This window comes from Planctomycetota bacterium (genome assembly GCA_021414025.1).
GTDB lineage: Bacteria > Planctomycetota > Phycisphaerae > Phycisphaerales > SM1A02 > SYAC01.
Window position 1 is genome coordinate 46,964 of record JAIOPG010000001.1, and the last position, 18,337, is coordinate 65,300.

14 protein-coding genes and 2 tRNA genes are annotated in these 18,337 nt (G+C 66.8%); 5 read left to right on the plus strand and 11 right to left on the minus strand.

All coding sequences use genetic code 11. The annotated features are described in order from the left end of the window. Nucleotides 1-9: 9 nt before the first annotated feature. The gene (locus K8R92_00215) at nucleotides 10-951 is read right to left on the minus strand and encodes an NUDIX domain-containing protein (GenBank protein MCE9618320.1); all 942 of its coding nucleotides are present in this window, start codon (nucleotides 949-951) and stop codon (nucleotides 10-12) included. A 222-nt stretch (nucleotides 952-1,173) separates the two neighbouring features. Between K8R92_00215 and K8R92_00220 the strand changes: the two genes are divergently transcribed. Both K8R92_00220 and K8R92_00225 read left to right on the plus strand, forming a co-directional pair. Further along, nucleotides 1,174-2,484 (plus strand): hypothetical protein, encoded by a 1,311-nt coding sequence (locus tag K8R92_00220; protein MCE9618321.1) that lies wholly within the window; start codon nucleotides 1,174-1,176, stop codon nucleotides 2,482-2,484. 33 nt (nucleotides 2,485-2,517) lie between these two features. Beyond that, the gene (locus K8R92_00225; protein MCE9618322.1) at nucleotides 2,518-3,183 is read left to right on the plus strand and encodes a phosphatidylserine decarboxylase; all 666 of its coding nucleotides are present in this window, start codon (nucleotides 2,518-2,520) and stop codon (nucleotides 3,181-3,183) included. A gap of 1 nt (nucleotide 3,184) precedes the next feature. Here the strand turns inward: K8R92_00225 and K8R92_00230 are convergent, their stop codons facing one another. From K8R92_00230 to K8R92_00255, 6 genes are all read right to left on the minus strand, one after another. Continuing rightward, nucleotides 3,185-4,285: a hypothetical protein gene (locus K8R92_00230; protein ID MCE9618323.1), complete on the minus strand. Its 1,101-nt coding sequence runs from the start codon at nucleotides 4,283-4,285 to the stop codon at nucleotides 3,185-3,187. 63 nt (nucleotides 4,286-4,348) lie between these two features. Then, a complete protein-coding gene (gene tsaB, locus K8R92_00235; protein MCE9618324.1) occupies nucleotides 4,349-5,071 on the minus strand; it encodes a tRNA (adenosine(37)-N6)-threonylcarbamoyltransferase complex dimerization subunit type 1 TsaB in 723 nt (240 codons plus the stop codon). Nucleotides 5,072-5,110: 39 nt separating this feature from the next. After that, nucleotides 5,111-6,001: a metallophosphoesterase gene (locus tag K8R92_00240; protein MCE9618325.1), complete on the minus strand. Its 891-nt coding sequence runs from the start codon at nucleotides 5,999-6,001 to the stop codon at nucleotides 5,111-5,113. Then, nucleotides 5,998-7,077: a DUF1573 domain-containing protein gene (locus tag K8R92_00245; protein MCE9618326.1), complete on the minus strand. Its 1,080-nt coding sequence runs from the start codon at nucleotides 7,075-7,077 to the stop codon at nucleotides 5,998-6,000. The genes K8R92_00240 and K8R92_00245 overlap by 4 nt, the downstream gene beginning before the upstream one ends. Before the next feature lie 76 nt (nucleotides 7,078-7,153). After that, a complete protein-coding gene (locus K8R92_00250; protein MCE9618327.1) occupies nucleotides 7,154-9,382 on the minus strand; it encodes a M28 family peptidase in 2,229 nt (742 codons plus the stop codon). Further along, a complete protein-coding gene (locus tag K8R92_00255) occupies nucleotides 9,379-10,392 on the minus strand; it encodes a bifunctional methionine sulfoxide reductase B/A protein (protein ID MCE9618328.1) in 1,014 nt (337 codons plus the stop codon). The genes K8R92_00250 and K8R92_00255 overlap by 4 nt, the downstream gene beginning before the upstream one ends. Nucleotides 10,393-10,581: 189 nt before the next feature. On the opposite strand from K8R92_00255, the gene K8R92_00260 reads away from it, so the two are divergent. The 3 genes from K8R92_00260 (at nucleotide 10,582) to K8R92_00270 (ending at nucleotide 12,356) form a co-directional block, all read left to right on the plus strand. Continuing rightward, nucleotides 10,582-12,078 (plus strand): FG-GAP repeat protein, encoded by a 1,497-nt coding sequence (locus K8R92_00260; protein ID MCE9618329.1) that lies wholly within the window; start codon nucleotides 10,582-10,584, stop codon nucleotides 12,076-12,078. 48 nt (nucleotides 12,079-12,126) lie between these two features. Next, nucleotides 12,127-12,213 (plus strand) — tRNA-Ser (locus K8R92_00265). Nucleotides 12,214-12,282: 69 nt separating this feature from the next. Then, a tRNA-Pro gene (locus K8R92_00270) sits at nucleotides 12,283-12,356 on the plus strand. 116 nt (nucleotides 12,357-12,472) lie between these two features. Here the strand turns inward: K8R92_00270 and K8R92_00275 are convergent. The 4 genes from K8R92_00275 to K8R92_00290 form a co-directional block, all read right to left on the minus strand. After that, entirely contained in the window at nucleotides 12,473-12,889 is a 417-nt protein-coding gene (locus tag K8R92_00275) for a DUF6265 family protein (GenBank protein ID MCE9618330.1), read from the minus strand. Between the two features lie 694 nt (nucleotides 12,890-13,583). Continuing rightward, nucleotides 13,584-14,711, minus strand: a complete 1,128-nt coding sequence (locus K8R92_00280; protein MCE9618331.1) for a PA0069 family radical SAM protein — start codon at nucleotides 14,709-14,711, stop codon at nucleotides 13,584-13,586. A 49-nt stretch (nucleotides 14,712-14,760) separates the two neighbouring features. Next, the gene (locus K8R92_00285; protein MCE9618332.1) at nucleotides 14,761-15,513 is read right to left on the minus strand and encodes a response regulator; all 753 of its coding nucleotides are present in this window, start codon (nucleotides 15,511-15,513) and stop codon (nucleotides 14,761-14,763) included. Next, nucleotides 15,510-18,335 (minus strand): sensor histidine kinase KdpD, encoded by a 2,826-nt coding sequence (locus K8R92_00290; GenBank protein ID MCE9618333.1) that lies wholly within the window; start codon nucleotides 18,333-18,335, stop codon nucleotides 15,510-15,512. Before K8R92_00290 ends, K8R92_00285 begins: the two co-directional genes overlap by 4 nt. Nucleotides 18,336-18,337 lie beyond the last annotated feature (2 nt).

The window sequence follows — 18,337 nt, forward strand, 5'->3', positions numbered from 1 at the left end:
CCGGACACTTTAGCGATTCCCGGGGCGGGGCTTCGCTTCGAGCGGCGGCCGGGCGATCTGCAAAACCGCGTTGCTGACCGCGTAATCCTCCAGTTTTGCGAGGGGGATCCAGCGCAGCTTCGCTCCCGGGCGGAACTCGACGTGGTGGACGCGGAATCGAATCCTCCGGTGGGAGGTGAGAAACTCGAACTCCCGGTCGAAACCCCTGATGCGCTTGATGTCGCGGCGCATTTGCAGCAGCCGCGCCGGGGAGGCGTTACCGGGGGCCTCGACCACCGGCGGCGAGAGCAGTCCGGCCCACAAGCCTGTGGCGGGGCGCGTCTCGACCCCCAGTTTCGAGCCGCGAATCTCCACGCAGGCATGGTGGACGACCGTCCGCCTGGGCTTGTCCGGGCTGGTCAGCGGCACAAACTCCTGCGAGTTCGCGCGGCGCGAGGCGCAGAGGCTCTTCAGCGGACACGCTCCGCAGCGCGGGGAACGCGGCGTGCAGATCGTCGCCCCCAACTCCATCAGCGCCTCGTTGAGCACCGCGGGGGACTTGGCGGCCCGCACCAATCGTTCAGCGGCGCTCCAGAGCCAGGTCTGGGCCGCGCTGCCTTTGACGGACTCCCGCCGATCGGCAAGCCGCGAGAGCACCCGCGCCACATTGCCATCGACGATCGGCGCCGCCTGCCCATAGGCGAGGCTGGCGACCGCTCCGGCGGTGTAGCGCCCGACGCCGGGAAGGGAGCGCAGATCCTCGAGCAAGCGCGGAACCCGCCCGCCGAACCGCAGCGTCATCTCCTTCGCAGCGGCCTGAAGATTTCGAGCCCGACGGTAGTAGCCCAGTCCCTGCCATTGGGAAAGCACCGCCTGCTCGGTGGATCGGGCGAGCCGTTTTGGGGTGGGAAACCGCCGGAGAAACGCCGGATACATCTGGGCCACCCGCCCCGCCTGCGTCTGCTGGAGCATCACCTCGCTGACCAGAACCCGCCACGGCGTTCGCCGCTTTCGCCACGGAAAATCGCGAAAAACCGCTGGAAACCAAGCCTCCAGCCGCGGGACGATCGCTCGCTCTTTCGGCACTTGTCGGGCAACCTTTCTCATGGGTTTGGCGAATACTCCCTTGCGAGTCTGCGACTCCCCATTTACCCTAACCGACCGCCGCGAGGCTTTTCGACCCGACCCACCGCAATGGCAAAAATTTTCTACACCATCGATGAAGCGTGCGCCAAACTCGGCAAGTCCAACGACCAGGTCATGGAGCTGATCAAGAACGGCAAGCTCCGCGAGTTCCGCGACCGCGGACAGCTCATGCTCAAAGTCGAGGACGTAAACAGCCTCTCCACCGACGCAGCCTCCGACAGCGGCCTGGACCTGAAGCTTGACTCCGGCACCGCCAATCTCGGCGGCGGCAGCGACAGCTTCGAGCTGGACCTTTCCGACTCCGCCTCGCCGGCCCTCGCAGCCGATCCCAAGGGTGACAGCCCCGTCGGTCTTTCGGCCCCCGCGGGCATCAAGGATGACAACGACGATCTGATGCTTGAGCTCGAGCCCGATGCGGCGCCGACCGCGAAGTCGCCGGCGGCGAAGACTCCGGCCGCTCCCGCCAAATCAAAGTCGGATTCCGACGACCTCCTTCTGGAGCTCGATCTGGACGCCTCCAACGCCAGCGCGGCGCCCGCCGCCTCGGCCTCCGCGTCCGCGGCGAAATCCGCAGCCGCCAAGTCTGCCGCCTTCGACGACGACTCGCTCACGCTCGAGCTCGATCTTTCCGACTCCGCCCCCGCAGCCCCGGCGGCTCCCGGCAAGACCAAGTCGGGCGGCAAATCGCAGGCCGATTCTGAGGCATTGTTCCTCGAGGACAGTCTCGCCAGCGGCATCGCCGCCAGCCCCGCCAAGAGCGCCACCGGCGGCCAGACCACCGATTTCGACCAGACCATCGAGGATGCACGCGACGGCAGCGCGCTCGGCCTGGACAGCCGGGTCGACAGCGCCATAGGAGCTTCCGGAAGCCTTGAGGCCGACAAGATCAATCTCGATCAACCGGGCTCCGGCAGCGGACTTTTGGATCTCACGCAGGAGAGCGAGGACAGTCAGATGGGCGCGGCGCTCATGGACGAGGCCTTCCAGGGAGACGACGAAGAGGCGCCCAAGAACGCCAGCGGCATTTTCGGCGGAGCTTCGGGCGAGAGCGGCATCAACGACGCGGCCATCGTCAACAGCGGCACCATTGCCGCCGCGGCTCCCGCCTTCGCGGGCGCGGCCGCAGTCGGCGTCGAGGTCTACAGCGGTTCATGGAGCGGACTGACCGTCGGCCTGCTCGTGCCGGCGATCGTCGGGCTCACCGCCACGGCTGCGATGCTGGTCGTCAAGGGGCTGGGCGGAACTCCCGAGCTTGCGGTGATGTTCGCCAGCGACTGGATGGTCTGGACGGGCGGCTACGCCGGCGCGATCGCGATCTGCGGCGGCATCGGCTTCTTCGTCGGCAAGGCTACTGAGTAAGCGGGCCGCAACGACATGCTGACAAAATATGGAATGAACCAGTGGCTTCCCGCTGCGGCGATCATTCTGCCCGTGGCTGGCGCCTGCGCCTGGCTCGCCTCCAATGGCGAGCCCGAGTGGTGGATCCCCGCCGGAATCCTGACGGTGCTGTTGGCGGGGTTCGCCGCCTTTTTCCGCGATCCGCCGCGAACGCCTGAGACCGAAGACCCCGCCCACTTCCTGAGCCCCGCCGATGGAACCATCAGCGCCGTCGTGCGCGTCGCCCACCACGAGGCGACCGGCGGACCGGCGCTGGTCATCCGGATTTTTCTGAGCGTGCTCGACGTGCACATCAATCGCGCCGCGCAGGATGGCGTGGTCGTGGGCCTGCGCCATCAGCCCGGACGCTATCTCGACGCCCGCGCCGCCGCGGGCGCACGCGTGAATGAAAATCTGCTGCTCACCCTCCGGCTCGACGATGGCCGCGTCTACGGAATCCGGCAGATCTCGGGGGCGATCGCCCGGCGCATCATCTGCGGCGCCAAGCCCGGCGATCGCCTTCATCGCGGTCAAAAATATGGAATGATCCAGTTCGGCTCGACCACCGAACTGATCCTGCCCCAGCCCGAGCGGGCGACCAGCCTGGTGCGCGAAGGCGCATGCGTCCGTGCGGGGCGCACTGCGATCGCCTCCCTGGCTCCGGCCGCTTCAGCCCCGTAGTTCATCCAAAAAGTTCGGGCTCTTCGTCGGAGGAATCCCCTGGCCACACCGGAAAGATTCGCCGGTGAATTCTCGCGTCGAAGGCGAGCTGGGTCGCCAGCGCAGAGCAGACGTCGCCCAGCCCTTGCTCGGCCTGCGCGGGACGGCTCCCCGCCGTGCCCATGATCAGGATGGCCGCAAAGCACTCGCCATTGGCCCGGCAGGGCGCCAGCATGGCCCAACGCCCGGCGAAGACCTGGTACTCGTCGCCGGCGACGAACTGCCGGATGTCGTCCACGGCACAAATCGTTTTTTCGCGCAGCACGCGGGGCAAATGCAGGGTCTCGATCTCGCTCAGAAGCCGGGCGGACAGGATGGCGTTGGCGCCGCCGTTGCCCGCGCAGGCGGCGAGGCCGGTGCGCAGATCGGGCCCGACGAGCCAGGAGACCACCATGGCGCCGGGAAGGCAGCGCTCGACGAAGTCGACCGCCACCCGCGACGCGGTCAGCGGCTCGAGCGACTTGGCCAGGACCTCGTTGAGCGCCTCGATTTCAGGCAGCTTGAGCTTGGGAAACTGGGTTCGAGGATTGTGCTCCTGCAGGATGCTCAGCAATTTCTCCAGGTCGCCGGTCGGCTGCTCGGCATCCTGCACCTTGGTCGCCAGGGACTTCAGCGTGTGGATGCGCTCGTTGCGCTCGCGGCTGAGCCGGGAGACGCGGACAGCGGTGCGCATGATGTGGATGAAGTCGGCCGGAGAGACATCGGAGACGACGCGCTGCAGATTGTCATAGGCCGCAAGCGTGGGCGGCACGTCCTGGGCGGATTCGCAGAGCACCACGATCTTGGTGTAGTGGGAGACGCGCTGCAGCAGGCGCAGCGCCTTGGAAATCTCGTCGATGGACTGGGAGAGGTCGATGACGACCGCGTCCACCACCTGCTCCACGCATCGGATGGCGGCGCGCTCCATGTCGGTGACCATCTCCACCTGGAATCCATAGTCGACCAGCGGCGCGACCAGCGGCGACCAGTTGCCGGGATCCCCCGCGACCAGAAGTCGGCCGTGAGGGTTGCTCTGCCAGGAATGGGAGGAATCGGCTTCCACTTCCGCGTGAAATCGACGCAACCCAGGAGCGACTCCATGCGCCCGGCAAAAAGAATGGGGTCCGGTTCCGTCTGTGCGGCCTGTTCAGGCTGTGCCGTGGCGCTCGCGCCAGAGGCGCACCGCCTCGGCCTCGCGCGGATAGACCGGCAGCGCGAGCTCGGGAGCAGTCGTCCGGCCGCGGGCCAGCAGGCGCCGCCCCGCGCGGAGCACCGCCTCTGCGGTGGGCTCGAGCGGCACGATGGAGATCTTCGAGCGCTCCGCGCGCTCGCGCCAGCTCGCGGGCAGATGCTCGTCGGCGATCAGCGCCTCCCCGTCCCTGAGCGGCCACTGCTCGATCGAGCGCACGCCGGCATCCTCGTGCTCGCCCAATTCCTGCGCCGCACCGGAGACTTTCGCCATCCAGCAGCCATCGTCCTTGGCCACCAGCGCCACCCACGCCGTCTGCCCGGGTTGAACGCGGCCCGCAAGAACGGCGGCCTCGCGGGCGACGATCGCCGCGAAAACCTGCACGAGCGGAATGGAGAGCGACTCCGCGATCGCCTGCGCCGCGGCGTGGGCGATGCGAAGCCCGGTGAATCCGCCCGGGCCGGCGTTGAGCGCCACCGCGCCGAGATTGTGCGGCGAAGCGCCGGCGCGGGCGCAAAGCCTTTGCGCCGCGGGCAGCGCGTCCTCCACCAGCCGGTCGCGGGTGTCGATCGATTCACTGAAGATCTCATCCGCGCCGCCGCCCGGCGCGACCGCGCCCAGCGCCACTGAGGACTTCCGCTGCGAGGTCTCCAGTGCCAGCATCAGGCGAGCCGCGTTCATCGCGAGATCCTTGAAACGGATTGAAGAGTGCGAAAGCGCCTAGTCAACGAGCGACCCTTCGATGGAGCTGATCGGCACCGCGTGCAGGAGCAGCTCCTGGGCGCTGGGCACCTCGCTGGAAAGCTGGATGGGAAGAACGGCGCCATGCTCATGATCAGTGTTCAACAGCAGAAGCCCGGGGTTGGGAGCCGCCGCGCCCTCCGGCACCATGGCATGCCCCGAGATGAAGACCTTGACGCCCCACGCCTTGGCCAGCGCCGCCACTTGCTCCGGCTTCTGGTTTCTTCCCCAGGTCATCTGCCAGGCGCTGCCGCGTGTTGCCTCGTAGTCCGGCTCCTGAAGATCGCGCTCGAGAATCCCCATATCGAAGGATTTCATGTCGTAGGGGCTCGGCAGCGAGTGCGAGCAGAGGATGCCGCCGCGGGTCCGCAGCGCCAGCGGCATGGCCCGGACGAAAACCCGCACTGCCTCCTCCACGATCTCCGCGTCCTCGCCGAAGGTCCAGCGCAGACCGCCGCGAAAGAGCTCCGTGTTCTCCCCGGCGCCCTTGCTCACCGGCTGGTTGAAGGCCTGAGCCAGCTCGTGGTTGGCCAGCAGCACATGGACCTGCCCGGGATGCTTCTCGATCAGGCGGGCCACTTTCGCCAGCATCCGCCAACTCATGTCAACGCCGTAAGTCAGCCGGTCGCCGTGGATCAGCTCATGCAGCACCAGATGGTTCTCCGGCTGCTCAAGTTGTGCGAAGGCGACCACCTTCACGAAGTGGACCGGATTGTCGTGCAGGTCGCCGGTGGCCAGCAGCCGCCCCTCGCCCTCCAGATGCACGCAGGAGCCGCGCCGCTTGGGATCGGACTGCATGGTCTGGGCGGCGGCGCCGAGCAGTCGGGCCACGCCGGCGGCGCCGAGGTGGTCGATGTCGGCGAGTTTCACGGCGACACCGTCGCCGCGACGAAGAAGCGCGCCGTGCCCGTGTCGGTGGTGATCGTGACCGGCGCGTAGAGGAATCCGCCGGCGGACTTGGTCACGGTGAAGCGGAACTGGACGCGCACCCGGTCACCGTCGCGCTTGCTTGAGATCACTTCGACCGCCACATCCGGGCTGGGCGACTTCAAACCGCGCACCGCGTCCCAGCCTGCGGGCTGGGGCTTGCCCTTGGCGACCGAGCTCTCCAACTCCATCTCCAGCTCGACCGGCTTGTTCAGGGCGATCTTGCCGGCGACCACGATCGCTTCCGGAATGAACCAGCGGCGCTCGTCCATCTTGGGATCGAAGCGAAGCCCCGTGGATTCATGGCGAATCCGGAAGGGCACGATCGGGCAATCGGCGACATCGGTCTCCACGCACCACCATTGCTGCATCTTGCCGTCGGGCACCATCGAAAAGTCCCAGCGCAGCCGGTAGCTGGACTGCGGCGCGTCCTTGGCCGGATCGAACCCGGCGAAGACCGGCGTCGCGCCGTCGCAGGAAAGCACATGGAAGGGCGTCCCGTTCGGGCTGGAAATCTCGACCACCCCCTGCATCTTTCCCTTGAGCGCGTCGATGTAGGTGGGCTGCACCAGCAGCGGCAGCTGCACGTCCCCCTGCATCTTGGCTATGAGCGGTTGCGGATCGCCCGCGATCGTGACGAAGACCTTGGCGTCCTTCGGGCCGGGGGTGCGCGGCGCGTCGAGCGAGGCGATCAGGTCGATCTCGCCGCCGGCGGGAATTTCCTTGCCCGCGAGATCAGAAATGGTCGTGCACTTGCAGCTGGGAAAGGCCGACTCGATCTTGACCGCGGTGGTGCCCTTGTTCTGAATCTTGAACTCGCCTTTCTGGCGCGAGCCGGGCTTGATGACGCCGAAGTCAATCTGGGATGGCGCGATCGACACCGTCGAGGCCTTGGCGGTCGGCGCGCCGGCGGGTGGAGCCGCTGCGGGAGCGGACTGTCCGAAGGATTCCGCCGAGACCAGCATGCCCAGCACCGCGGCGAGCCAGGCGAAAGGGACGGTCGATTGCTTCTGCGGCATGTGCCCAGTTTACGGCAGGTCGCGCGGACCCCGTTCGAATTTCTTTCGAGGTTTCCCGCGAATTCCCGGTGGAAGTTTATTGAGAGTTGGGACTCGCGCCGGAGCGGAGCCCCAGCAGCATCAGGTCCGCTGCGGCCGACGCCCGCTGCACCGCCAGCCCGGTGCGGGCCACGGCCTCGTCCACCTGTGCCTGGTCCTGCGCCAGCAGCGCGTCGCGCACCATGGGAAAGACGCTGGGCGAATAGCTGTTGGCGGGATCGGTCGCGACCCAGAGGTTGCGATACCAGGGACGGTCGGGCAATCCGCCGGGATCGTGGAAGGCCCGGGTGAATTTCTTCATGCCCGAGACCAGCCTCTGCTCCGACTGCGGATCGAGCGTTCGATTCTGCAGGATCGCCGCGTCGACCATCTCGCCCTGGGATTGAAGCGTCACCAGCAGCGGGCGCAGAGTCTCCATCGAGGATTTTTCCTGATCGCTTTTGGCCACCGTCATCAGATCTTCCACCGCCTTCAATCCCAGCCGCCCGATCTCGCCATATTGATAGGGCAGAAATTTCTGGTTGGACATCAGCGCCGTGAAGGCGAGCGTGGCCCGCGTCACCAGCAGCGCCGGCTCATAGTCTTCGCCCACGGTGGCGCGGTACCACGCCGTGGTGTCGTAGTTGCTGTGGTAGCTCGTGCCCTCCGAGCCTCCGGCCGAAATGGATATCGATGGCACCACCATGCGGCAGACGAATCCCACATGGTCGCTTCCGCCGCCAAGCGTTCCGAAGAGCGTGTCGGACTTGTGGTTCTTGAGCATGACCGCCAGCGCCGTCTCCGAAGGATTCCGCGCCGCAGGAATGATCGCGGCGGTGTCCTTGGCCACTTGCGTCAACTCCGGCGAGAGGGCCATGGAGAGATTCGGCCCCATCGCCGCCATGTCCAGGTTGACATAGGCGACGATTTTCTGGCCCATCTCCAGCTCGTGGGCCTCGACCCATTCGGTGCTGCCGATGATGCCGAACTCCTCGGCGCCCCAGGCGGCGAAGATCAGCGAGCGCTCGGGCCAGATCCCCTGCTTGGTCAGCTCGGCGACGCAGCGCGCGGCCTCCAGCAGGCAGATCGTTCCCGCGCAGGGGTCGGCCGCGCCGTAGCCCCAGGCGTCGTGGTGGCAGCCGATGACGATCACTTCGTCGGGCCGGCGCCAGCCCTGCACCAGCGCCGTCACATTGGCGGAGGATCCGATGAAGCGCTGCTGCTCCACCGCGAGGCGCACCTTCAATCCGCTGCCGCCCGTGAGCTTGTAGGGCAGGTTCAATCCGCCCTGCCATGTCGGATCGGGACAGTCCACGCCCTTCATCCTTGAGAGAATCGCTCCTGCGGCGGCGTAGCCCACCGGCTGCACCGGGATGCGCGGCAGATCCAGCAGCTTCGGATCCTCGCGCATGACGTTGTCGGAGGAATAGACGCCGGGCGTTCCCGGATCGCCGGGATAGGAAAGCGTGTTGAGCGTGCCGCGCTGAATGCAGCAATCGTTGGCCCAGCCGCCCTTGCCGGGCCAGGTGGCGCCCTTGGAGAAACCGGAGTCGGCGGGATCGGTGAAGATGATCAATCCGGCGGCGCCGGCCTTCTCCGCGAAGCGCGCCTTGTAGCCGCGGAAATTTTTTCCGTAGCGGGCGAGCACGATTTTTCCGGTGACGTCGACTCCGAGCGCCTTCAGCCGATCGAAGTCCTCCTGGGTTCCATAGTTCGCGTAGACCACTTCGGCGGTGACGTCGCCGTTGCCGCTGTAGGCGTTCCAGCCGTAGGTCAGATCGGGATGCGCGGTCGCCGGATCCTCGAGCAGGTTCTTCTCCGAGACCGAAAGCGTCATGACCCCCTTGCGTCCGCTCGCGGCGGCGCCTGCGGCCGCCTCGCTCAAATCACCGCCCTCGACGATTTCGAGCGTGGCGCTGACCGGTCGGCAGAGGTAGGCGCGGAAGCCCTCGATCCGGGCCCCGATTCCCATGGACTCGAAGGCCTGCTTCAGCCGGTCGAGTTGCCGCACGTCGCCCGGAGTTCCCGCGACATGGGGCTCCTGGGTCAGCACGTCGTGCCAGCGCCGCAGCTCGGCTGCCTGCGGCAGGGAGATCAGCTTGTCGGCGTACTGCCGCGCGTTGAGCGGCGTCGGCGCCTTCGACTCGGTTTTTGGAGTGGCGGCACTTTGAACCGGCGCGGCTTCGCCGGTCTGCGGCGCATCGGGCCCGGTCGCCGCGGCCATGGAGGCGCCGAGCAGGCACGAGATCGCGATCGCCCTGGCTTGGTTGAGCTTGCCCGCGCTCATGGCGCCGCCTTCGCGGCGGGAGCTTCCTTTTTCTCGGCCTTCTCGGCGAAGACGGCGGGCCATGGATTGATCGCATGGCAGGCCCGTCCGGTCCGCTCGACATAGTCCTGGTGATATTCCTCGGCGGGGAAGAATTTTCGCGCCGGCTCGATGACCGTGACGATCTTCCTGCCCGCGAACCCGGGCGAGACCTGCAGCGCGGCGGCGAAGGCCTTCGCCTCAGAGAGTTGCGCCTCGTCGGTGGTGAACACGGCGGAGCGGTACTGGTCGCCGAAGTCAGGCCCCTGTTGATTGAGCTGCGTCGGATCGTGCATGCGGAAGAAGCCGTCGAGCAATTGCCGGAACGTGACCTTCGACGGGTCGTAGGTCACCTTCACGGCCTCCGCATGGCCGCTCTTGTGGGCGCAGACTTCCTCGTAGGTCGGGTTCTCGGTGGTGCCGTTCATGTAGCCGCTCACCACGTCGGCCACGCCCGGGCATTCCTGGAAGCGATGCTCCACACCCCAGAAGCAGCCGCCGGCGAAGTAGGCGGTCTTGAGGGGAACCGGCTGGCTCTCCAACGGCAGCGGCGCGCCCTTGTCGTGGAAGACCAGCGCCGCCGAGTTGAGGCAGTAGCGCAGGCCGGTCGGCTTGGGTCCATCCTCGAAAACGTGGCCCAGGTGGGCGCCGCAGCGGGCGCAATCAATCTCGACGCGCTCCATGCCGAACTCGTTGTCCTTCTTGTAGCTCACATGGTCGGTGTCGAAGGGGGCGAAAAAGCTCGGCCAGCCCGTGCCGGAATTGAACTTGTGCTCGCTCGAGAAGAGGGGCAGCCCGCAGACCACGCAGCAGTAGGAACCTTCCTTGTGGTTGTCGAGCAGATTGCCGCAGAAGGCCGGCTCCGTGCCCGCCTTCTGAGTCACCTTGTACTGCTCCGGAGTCAGCTTCTTGGCGAGGATTTCAACCTGCTCCTTGGCCAGCGGGGCCACGCTGTAACCGGAGCGGGAGAGCGTTCGAGTCTTGGTTTTCATGGGCGAGTCCGCGGTTGGAGTTGCGTCATCGAAGGACATGGCCAGGGCCGACACCACCGCAAGGGCCGCGAGTGCGGCGGCGGTCCTGAGGATCGAGGATCGGCGCAAGAGCATGCACCAAGCATAGCCGAGCACCTGCGGCGGACTCTTGCAAGAAACCGCGCGAGCGATGCCGATAGACTCAACGCAATGGGCGACGACCGCTCCATCTTTTGCCGGCTCGCGGCGCTTCCGGTCCTGCTGCTGACCGCCGCGGTGGCGATTTCATGCAACAACCGGTACCAGCCGCCGCCCCCCTACGCATGGGATACGGGACACCCTGAGATCAATCCGATCCAGCGGCCGGTGACAATCGAGGAACCCGTCGCGACGGCGAACGAGAACCAGGTGGTGGAATCGCCTTCGCATCAGGTCGACGACCAATTCGGCGCCTCGGTGGCGCTGGCTTTGGACACGCTGGTGGTCGGCGCCCCCAACACGGTCGGTGGCGGCGCCGCGTGGGTTTTCGACCTGACGGAGGGAGGCGCTCCGCCCCTCAAACTGGTGCCGCCGAAGCTCGCGCCCGGAGATGCGTGCGGGTCCGCCGTGGCCATCTCCGAATCGGGCCGCTTCATCGCGGTCGGATCTCCGCGCAAGGAAGTGGACAAGCAACGCGGCATCGGCGCGGTGCACGTCTGGGAAAAAATGGAGAATGTCTGGACCTTCGCGGGCACCTACTCGGGAGCGGACATCCCCGCTGATTCACTGATGGGCAGCACGGTCGCGATCAGCGATGACACGCTGCTGGCCGGAGCCCCTTTCGCGCCTTACGAGCAGACCATGGCCCATGGCGCCGTCGCGACCTGGATGCGCGACCTGGATGGGCAGTGGATCGAAAACGTCACTCTGGCGCCCGATCCCAGCATCAGCAACGCCCGATTCGGCGGCGCCATGTCGCTGCGGGGAACGCTGCTCATTGTCGGCGCGGCCTACGGTCGCGCCGCGGACCAGGCCGAGGGCGGCATCGCCTACATCTTCCAGCGGCGCCGCACGGGCTGGCCGATGAATCCGATCTGCCAGATCATGGACATCGCGTCGCTTTCGGATCCCTCCGACGTGCACGTCAACTTCGACCGCGGACCGGGCAACCATTTCGGCTGGGCGGTGAGCGTGCTGGGCAATGTGGCCATTGTCGGATCGCCGGACCAAAGCGCGGACAGCATGCTGAACAACGGCTCGGTGTCCATCTTCAAGTATGAGGCCAACGCGACCTGGTCCAAGATCCAATTTATCTCCGCGCTGGACCGGCAGAGCTGCGATGCGTTCGGCTCGGCGGTCGGGATCGCGGCGACGCAGTTCGTGATCGGGGCGCCGCTCAAGCCGACCAAGGAATTGGCGTTCGTCGGCGCGACCTACGTCTATCAGATCGTCCCCGGATCGAATCCGCCCGTCGAGGAATTCGTGATCAAGCTGCTGCCCTCGAAGCCGCGCCAGGGCGGCCGCATGGGCGCGGCCCTCTCCTGCACCGCCGACATGATCGCGGTCTCCGCGCCGGGTCCGAGCGACCGCTCGGCGCCGGGGGCGATCTATCTCTTCCGGCGCTCGGAGAATTCGTGGGGCGTTCCGGCTCCCGAGGCCAAGCCGATGGCGCCTCCGGCTGATGTTGCGCCCGTGCCCAAGCCGCCGCCGCAGCCCTACAACGGCTGATTGCACCCCCACTTCGACCCGTGCTCTTCGCTATAGTGTTGCTCCACTGGACAGGTGTCCGAGCGGTTGAAGGAGCAGCATTGGAAATGCTGTATACGGGTAACCGTATCGTGGGTTCGAATCCCACCTTGTCCGCTTTCACGGTTCGCGCTGAACACGTTCTGCGCGTTGCATGCGATCGGCCCGGCGCGCCGAGACATTTTTCGGGCTATAGCGCAGTTTGGTAGCGCGTTTGACTGGGGGTCAAAAGGTCGTGGGTTCAAATCCCGCTAGCCCGACTTTCAGGACAACGAAGACCCGCTTGATGCATGCATCGAGCGGGTTTTTCGTTTCACCCGTCCAAATCGAGGATGGTCTGCGATGACTCAGGGGTGGGCCGTGCGGCCTCGGTTCTCTAGCGGCCCTCGCGCTTGAACTCGAAGCGCCGGGGGCTGCCACCCTTGGCGAAGCCGATCGTGGCGCTGAGGCCACCCTCGGCCGAGAGCTCATACACGATGCGCTTCGGGTAGTCGTGGCGCGGATTCTCGAACACGGCGCGGGTTGGACTCAGTTCGGTGAGCGTGAACTCGGTCGGCTTGGCGCCGCCCGGCTGCGCGATGTACACCAGTCCGCCGTCGCGCTCGACGATGCGCAGGTACTCGAACGCGCCCATCTTGCCGCTGGTGTTGACGGTGCGCGACACGGCGAGCATCGCGCCGCCCAGCGGCGGGCTCCAGCGCTCCTCGATCGACGACCCTGAACTCCTCGTTCCGACCCACGCGCCGGCCAGCCAGGACAGATCACCGATCGCGGCCTTGGCCGGCGCGGGCATGGCGATGTCCTGCGCGTGGCGGTAGAGACCGATCGCTTCCTTTCCCACGGGCGGATCGACCACAACGCTTACGAGGAGTCCGTCGGTCGTGACGCGGAAACTCCTCCGGATCAACCCGATCCCGTCGGGCGCGTTGCCCGGCGCACGCACGAACTCGACCTGGTACTCGAATGTGCCGTCCTTCCACGCGCCGCGGTAGCGCGCGGTCGAGTCCTTGCCCGCCCCCGCGACTTCGGTGACCGAGCCATCGAGCGCGACGCGCACATCCTTGTGCCCGGACCCATGACCGTTCAGGACGACCGCGCCTTCCTCGACGCGCATCGAGAACTTTGAAGCCATGGGTGGGCCCAGCTGCTCGAGGGTGTGGCCCTCGGTGCGGTCTTCGACAAAGATCCACTCGCCATCCAACTCGCGCCACTCGTCCGGCTGCGCCGAGGGTGCGCTCGAGGTCTGCTGCGGAGGCGCTATGCGGGCCGACGCCGTCGAGAGCGCGACGGGGATTCCGGGTGTTGCGAGGAATGCGAGCCCCGTGACGAGCAATGTGTGCAAGCGCATTGAGGAGTCTCCTGTCAAATCGCGAGTTGTGCGAACAGCGAGCCTGCGTTGCGGCGAACTCGATCCGCGCGGCCGCCTGCAGCGTGACGCAATGTAGCCGTCGGGCTGACCATTGGACGTGTGGGTCGAAGGACTTTCTTTAGAACAGCATCAATTGCCCGCTGTCATCCGGCCTGCGAAAGTGCGCCGTGGACAGCGGACGGATGTCGCGGTTCAGGCCGTACTTGCGGGAGAAGACATCGAAGGTCTGGGCCAGCTGCGCCACGATCGGTCCCTGCCCGCGGCCGCGGCGCTGCCCTTCGCCAGCGTCAAACAACTTGCCGCCTCGCGCCTGGCGAATCAGGGACTCCACTTTTTTTGCGCGATCGGGATGCACGTTGCGCTGCAGCCAATCCAGGAACAGATCCTTGATCTGGTAGGGAAGTTTCAGCAGCACCCACGCCGCCCTTCGCGCGCCGGCGTGGGCCACCGCCTCCAGAATCCGCGGCAGTTCCGCGTCCGTCAGACCGGGGATGATCGGCGCAACGTTGACGGAAACCGGCACCCCCGCCGCACTCAATTCGCGGATCGCCCGCAGTCGGCTGGCCGGCGCCGACGCTCGCGGCTCCAGCTTGCGGGCCAGGTCCGCGTCCAGCGTGACCAGCGTGATGGTCACGCGCCCCGCGTTGATCCTGGCCAGCCGCGACCAGAGATCGACGTCGCGCAGCACCAGGGCGCTCTTGGTCATCGTCGTCACCGGATGCCCGCACTCGGCCAGCACTTCCAGGCACTGGCGCGCGATGCGCATCTTGTGCTCGATCGGCTGGTAGATGTCCGTGCTTGCCGACATGACCAGCGGCGCGGCACGCCAGCTCGGCGCCGCCAGCTCCTTGCGCAGCAGCGCGGGCGCGTCGGGCTTGGCCATCAATTTTGTTTCAAAGTCCAGCCCGCAGCTGAAGCCGAGGTATTCGTGGTATTGCCTGGCGAAACAATAAATGCATCCATGCTCGCAGCCGCGATAGGGATTCAGCGACCAGTCAAAGGGCACGTCGGCGGTCCTGGAAACCCGGTTGATGATGCGCTTGGTCCGATCATTGAACACCTGGCGCTGGACTCGCTGCGGCGAGCCATCCTCGCCCTCCCGCTCGATCATCTGCCGGTCGAGTTCCTCCCCCAGCACATGCAGTCGGACGCTTTCAAAGCGGTTGCCGGGATTGAGCCCGGCTCCGCGCTTGTGCGCCGGGCCGGTCGGCAGTCCGTCGCGATATAAAAAGTCCTCCGGGTCCATACCCGAACAAAGTACGAACATCCATAGGCTTGTCAAATGACTGCGGAAATCACGGGGAATCCGCGGCTTCGGCCAGGCGATACCCCACGCCCGCCTCGGTCACCAGAAACTGCGGCTGCGCCGGATCCGCCTCCAGTTTCTGCCGCAACTGGCCGGCGTAGACGCGGAGGTATTGAACATCATCCGCATGGACGGGGCCCCACACCTCGGTCAGGATCTGCTTGTGCGTGAGCACTCGGCCCGCGTGCCTGACCAGCAGCGCCAGCAACTTGAACTCGGTGGGCGTCAACGACACTTCGCGATCCACGCCGCCCGCCGCCGCGCCCGTCATCTGCACGCGGCGCCGAGCCAGATCGACTCGCAGCGTGCGACCGCCCCGCGCGCATTGGTACACCGGATTCACATCCTGCCCCGCGATCCGCGCGCCATGCCGCAGGGCCACGCGGATCCGTGCGATCAATTCGCCCACGCTGAACGGCTTGGTGAGATAGTCATCGGCCCCCTGCTCCAGGGCGCTGACCTTGTCCTGCTCCTGTCCGCGCGCCGAAAGCACGATGATCGGCACGGTCGACCAGCCGCGAATCTGCCGCGTCACTTCCAGGCCGTCCGCGTCCGGCAGACCCAGGTCCAGGATGATGACATCCGGCGGCTGCATGCCCGCCTGCATGACGCCCTCCCGCGCCGTGCCCGCTTCATTGACGCGAAATCCGTTGGCCGTCAGCGTGGCCCGAAGGAAGCGGCGGATCGGCGGCTCATCCTCGATGACCAAGACCAGCGGAGCGTTGGCGGCGACGTCGGTCATGGGTTGGGAATCTGCCGGGAGGCAATTTCCGCATCGGAGAGCGCGGCATCACTGGCCGGCGCGGCGGCGCCCTCGAAGTCGCGCGGGACATTGGGCTGCGGCAGCTCCACGGGCAGCGCGACCAGGAAGACCGCTCCGTGCGGCTTGTTGGGCTCGACCCAGATGCGCCCGCCGTGGATCTTGACAATTCCCTCGGCAATCGTCAGCCCCAGACCCATGCCGCCGCGCGACCCCTGGCGGGCGGCCCGGCCGCGGTAGAGCCGCTCGAACACCTTGCCGAATTCCGCAGGCTCCAGGCCCGAGCCCTGGTCGGCAACGCTGACAATGACCGTATTGTCGGTGCGCCACGCGGAAATCTCGATCGGTGTTCCATCGTCGGTGTAGCGCAGCGCATTGTCGACGAGGTTGAACAGGACCTGCGACAGCATCGCGGGATCGCCGCGAATCATGGGAAGGTCCCGGGGAATCACGGTCTTGAACGGGCGCCGGGCCAGGGCCTCGCGGTGGCGGGCCAGTCCGGTGCCGACGATCTCCTCGATGGTGGTCCACTCCTTCCGGATCTCGATGCCGCTTTCCAAGCGCGTGGCGAACATCAGGTTGCCGATCAGGTCGTTCAGCCGCTGCGCCTCGTCGACAATGCCCTGAGTCAACTCGCGGCGCAGGCGAGGGTCCAGGGCGAGATCGTCGGCCAGCAGCGTGCTGGCCGACCCGGCGATGCCGGCCAGCGGCGTGCGCAAATCATGGGACACCGACGAAAGCAGCGCGCTGCGGAGTCGCTCGCGCTCGGCGTCGACCTCGGCGCGTTGCTGGGCGTCGCGCAGGGTGACCCGCTCCAGGGCGACGGCGATCTGGTCGGCGAACGCTTCCAGAAGGAGAAGCTGCGGCGTCGCGGTGAGGGCCGCCGGGTCGCGGGGCCGCAAAGCCAGCACTCCGAATTTGCCCTCATGGGTGGTCAGCGGCAGGTAGCGTCCCGCCGCGCCGGGAAGCGACGTCGTGCCCAGGCCCGCCACCTGCCCGTGGTCGTAGCTCCACCGCGCCACCCCGCGCTCGCGGTCGTTGAGCCAGTCCGGCAGCCCCTGCGTGGCCAGAAGGTCGAAGTGCGCCGCGTCGCCGCTGAAGCGGCCGATGATGGCGACATCCGCGTCGAAGGTGTCACTGAGATGCTTGGCGGAGATCTGGCCGGCGTGCTGGCGATCGGCGGTGCCCATCAACTCCCGCGACATCGAGTAGAGCAGCGAAGTTCGGCGCTCGCGCTGACGGGAATTTTCCGCCTGATCGCGCATCCGTGAAGCCAGCGATCCGACCAGCAGTCCGGTGATCAGCAGGGTGACGAACGTGATCACGTATTTGGGATCGCTGATCAGAAACGAGTAACGCGGCTCGGTAAAGAAATAATTGAACGCCAGCGCGCTGGCCACCGCGGCCACCACCGAGGGCCGGCGGCCGAATCGCCACGCAATCATCAGCACGCCGACCACATAGATCATCGACACCTCGGAGAGGTCGGGCGGACGGTCGACGACCATGGCGATGGCGGTCGCCGCGGCGACGATCGCCAGGGCGCCCACGTGCTGCATCCAGCGGATTCCCCCCTCGCCCCACGCAGCGACCGGGACGCCGCCCGAGTGCGCTCCACGTCGGCGCAGCAGGCGCTCGGGCACGTCCTTGTCTGCGTCGCCGCGGATCACGTGCACGTGCATCTCGCCGCTGCGGCGGATGACTTCGTCCATGAAACTTCCAAACAACGCCGTCCGCAGCCGCGAGCGCCCGGTCTTGCCCAGCACGATCTGGGTGACATTTCGGGTTCGCGCGTAGGCAACCAGTTCGCTGGCGGCGTCGCGATGCCGCGCCGGGGAATTCAGAATCGTGGTCTCGGCGCCAAGGCTCTCCGCCAGCCGCAGCGTCTCGAGCACGCGCTCGCGGTCGGCGTGGCGCAGCCGCGCCGTGCGCGGCGTCTCGATGTAGGCCGCGATCAGGTCGGCGCGCAACCCGGCGGCCATCCGCTTGGCGGCGCGGACCATGTCGGCGGAGCTGGGCGCCGGGCTCACGCACACCATGATGCGATCCACCGCCGGCCACACGACGCGCACCCCCTGCTCGCTCTTGTACTCGTGCATGCGGCGCTCGACCCATTCGGCGGCGTGGCGCAAGGCCAGTTCGCGCAGCGCCGCCAGGTTGCTGCGGCGGAAGAAGGACTCGATCGCATGGCCGACGCTCTCCGGCACGTACACCTTGCCGGCCTTCAGCCGCTCAATCAACGCGTCCGGCGGCAGATCCACCAGTTCGATTTCGTCAGCCAGCTCCACCACCGAATCCGGAACCGTCTCGTGCACCTTGACGCCGGTGATCTGGGCCACCACGTCGTTGAGCGTTTCCACATGCTGGATGTTCAACGTGCTGAAGACGTGGATGCCGGCGTCGAGCAGTTCCTGCACGTCCTGCCAGCGTTTCTCGAAGCGGCTGCCCGGAGCATTGGTGTGGGCCAGTTCGTCCACGATGAGAATCTCAGGCTTGCGCGAGAGCGCCGCGTCCAGGTCCAGCTCGCGCAGTTTCACGCCCCGATACTCCAGCTGGCGCTGCGGAATAATGTCCAGGCCAAGCAGCATCTGCTCGGTCTCGGTGCGGCCGTGGGTCTCCGCCACGCCGATGACGACGTCGTGGCCTTCCGCGGCCATGCGATGCGCCGCCGACAGCATGGCGTAGGTCTTGCCCACGCCCGGGGCCATGCCCAGGAAAATTTTCAATCGGCCGCGCCCGGCCCGCGACTCTTCGCGCTGGGCCTGGGCCAGCAGTCGTTCGGGATCGGGGCGGGATTCAGCCATCG